This is a genomic window from Sphingobium indicum BiD32, from assembly GCF_000382885.1.
In the GTDB taxonomy this organism is placed as follows: domain Bacteria; phylum Pseudomonadota; class Alphaproteobacteria; order Sphingomonadales; family Sphingomonadaceae; genus Sphingobium; species Sphingobium japonicum_C.
Genome location: NZ_CAVK010000254.1, coordinates 1 through 3,134, shown reverse-complemented (window position 1 = coordinate 3,134; position 3,134 = coordinate 1). Strand labels below are relative to the sequence as shown.

General features: G+C 61.6%; 2 protein-coding genes. Both read left to right on the top strand.

Features of this window, described 5'->3' with window-relative positions; genetic code table 11:
• On the top strand, positions 1–250 hold a 250-nt coding region (locus tag EBBID32_RS23890), incomplete at its 5' end, for an SDR family oxidoreductase (protein WP_156022668.1).
• A gap of 3 nt (positions 251–253) precedes the next feature.
• Positions 254–2,824 carry a TonB-dependent receptor gene (locus EBBID32_RS22650; protein ID WP_081628168.1) on the top strand — a complete coding sequence of 857 codons (2,571 nt, stop codon included), beginning with the start codon at positions 254–256 and terminating at the stop codon, positions 2,822–2,824.
• Positions 2,825–3,134: the final 310 nt, after the last annotated feature.

Genomic DNA, 3,134 nt, shown 5'->3' with positions numbered 1-3,134 from the left:
CAGAGTTTGCAACAGAGCCAACGATACTGTACGGTCCATTTTTGCGTTGACTTGGAGCGCGGCGCGGGTTTACCCAAAGGGCAACCGAGGCGTTGAAAATGTTCTCGGAGGTACATGGAGAGGAGAACCCATCATCGCACGGATGGGGCCGGAAAGCGTCGCGGATGCCGCGGTTTTCCTCAGTTCCGAAGAGAGCAGATTTATCACCGGGCAGACGCTGTTCGTCGATGGCGGAGCGATCATGCACTGACACATGGCGGCTTCGATCCGGGAGACGAGTTCGGACGAAGCCAAGGAAGAGGGGAGGATGACGATGAAGACGACACGTTTTCTAAACGGCGCACTTCGGATCAGCACAAGCATGGCGGCAACGGCCATGACGCTGCTGATGGCGGCACAGGCGCAGGCTCAGGAGCAGCCGCAGGGGCAGCCTCAAGGGCAGGGCGAAACGGCGGCGGAATCGCCGCGCGGCATAGATGAGATCGTCGTGACCGCACGCAAGCGAGCGGAACGGCTTTCGGAAGTCCCGGTTTCGGTCAGCGCGGTAACGGGCGAGGGACTGGCGAACCTTGGCATCACCAAGACGTCCGAGGCGGTTCAGCTGGTTCCTGCCGCCAAGATCGTGATTCAGGATCTCGGCACATCGGCTTATCTGCGCGGTGTGGGTTCGGGCTCCTTCAATCCCGGCTTCGAGCAGACCGTGGGTCTGTTCGTCGATGGCGCCTACTATTCGCGCGCGGCCTGGGCGCGTGCCGGTCAGCTGGATATCGAGCGGGTGGAAGTGCTGAAGGGACCGCAGGGCGTGCTCTTCGGCAAGAACACCGTGGCCGGCGCGATCAACATCACGTCCAAGAAGCCGACGGATGAATTCGAAGCCTATGTCCGCGCGGCCTATGAATTCGAGGCAAGCGATCAGGCCAGCATCGAGGGGGCGATTTCCGGGCCGCTCAATGCCGATCATACGCTCAAGGCACGCCTCGCGATGCGCTACAGCGACGAGTCCAAGGGCTACATCAAGAACAATGCGCCGGGTGGCCCTGACGGCCCCATCAACGACCAGTTCCTGACGCGCGGCACGCTGACCTGGGAGCCGTCGAGCAATTTCGACAGCACGCTGAGCGTCACTTACGTGAAGTCCGATACGAAGGGATCTTCGGCGGAGGTCTTCCGCTGCGAGCCGCGTGCACCGGCAGCGGGCGATCCGCCGTCGCTCAACACCGCGCTTGCGGTGGGCGCCAGCCACGAGGACTGCAAGGCCAACTTCCGGAATTCCAGCATCAACCTCGATCCGGCGAGCGCGGCTGTAGTCAGCGCGATCACAGGGGAGCAGATCGATCCGGTCGACAACGGCGACCGCTTCCGGGGCCTGGCGCTGACCAATACGGCGAACTGGCATGCCGGCGATCTGACGCTGACCTCGGTGACCAGCTATATCCGCCACAACCAGCGCAACTACTCCGAAATCGACAACACCGACGTGCCGTTCACGACGCTGCGCCGGTATGAGCGGTTCAACACCTTCATGCAGGAACTGCGGCTGGCCTCTCCGCGCGAGAACAAGCTGTCGTGGGTGGCAGGCGCCTACTTCGAGCGTTCGAACCTTGAATTCATCGAGGACGATTCTGCTTACATCTTCCCCTATCCGGGCTTCCCCGCGCCCGCTCCAGGAACGGTCGTTCCGCCTTCGGGCACATGGTACAAGCGGTCCGACCAGAACGGGCGTTCGATCGCGCTGTTCGGCGAGGCGACCTTCGCCTTTACCCCCACGCTCGAACTCAGCGCGGGCCTTCGCTACACCAATGAGCGCAAGGACATCGATCACCGCGTCTGCGTAGGTCCGCTGAACCATCCCACCTGCGGGATCACGTCCGACGATACGCCGGCCATCGTGCCGCTGATCGCGGAAGACCTGCACTATCGCGCCAAGCTGAAGGAGAACAACCTCTCGCCCGCCGTGACGCTGCGCTGGCGACCCAACCGCGACGTGATGGCCTATGCCTCGTTCAAGCAGGGCTTCAAGGCCGGTGGTTTCGACATGGAGATGCGCAACCTGCCGGCGCAGCTTACCGCAGGCCCGCCGACCCGCGTGGACTCCAACGGCGATGGCATTCCCGATGCCTTCGTGTTCAAGAACGAGAGCGTGAACGCCTATGAAGTGGGCACAAAGCTGACGTTCCCGGCCGCCAATCTTCAGGTCAACATCGCGCTGTTCCAGAACGACTTCAAGAACCTGCAGGTATCGCAGTTCGATGGCATCGCTGGTCTCAACATCGTCAACGCGGGCAAGTCGCGTTCGCGCGGTATCGAAGTGGATGCGCGCTGGCGGCCCATCGACAGGCTGACGCTGGGCGGCAGTCTCTCGCTCCTCGATTCCAAGTTCCTCGACTTCCCGGGGGCGCAGTGCCCGAGCGATGCGACGGCTGGCGAGGTCAGCGGGGTGACGCCCACCGGGTCTCCGGCCTGCAACCTCAAGGGCCGACGCACGGCCTTCGCGCCCAAGGCGGCGTTCACGCTGACGGCGGACTACACCGTTCCGCTCACCGGTCCGTGGGAACTGGCTCTGAGCGGTGCTGCGCAGCATTCCAGCAAGTACTTCATGGAGAACACCGGCGAGCCGGAGAACATGCAGCAGGCTTACTGGAAACTGGACGCCCGCGTAGCCCTGCAGACCTCGCGCTGGAGCATCGCGCTGGTCGGCCGCAACCTGACCAATACGCTGACCTACTCGCACGCGACGTCGGTGCCGCTGGCAGGGCCGGGATACTTCTTCGGCTTTGTCGAGAAGCCCCGCACTCTGGCCGTGGAGGTTGGCGCCAAGTTCTGACGGCTGGCATCGTTGAACGATCACTGATGAACGGCCCGGTTCTGGTGGACCGGGCCGTTTGTTGTTCGGGATGCGCGAGTCGCTTGTTGGGAGGCTTCGTGATGCTGTCAGAGGGGCGGCGCAGGGGTGACCGTCGGCTAGCGAATTAGGATCACAACGTTTTCAGAAATTTTAGATGATTAACATTTGCATTGCTTTTTATATCATTGAAAAAACGTTGAAATCATAATTAGTAAACGATTACAGAAAATGGCTGTTTGCACGGCTCTGTTGCAAAAATCGTGAAGCTTGAGCATGCTTGGCGGAGATT

What these genes read in the sequence shown, in the direction of transcription:
- EBBID32_RS22650 (WP_081628168.1), top strand. Translation starts at nt 254, where the DNA reads ATGGCGGCTTCGATCCGGGAGACGAGTTCGGACGAAGCCAAGGAAGAG.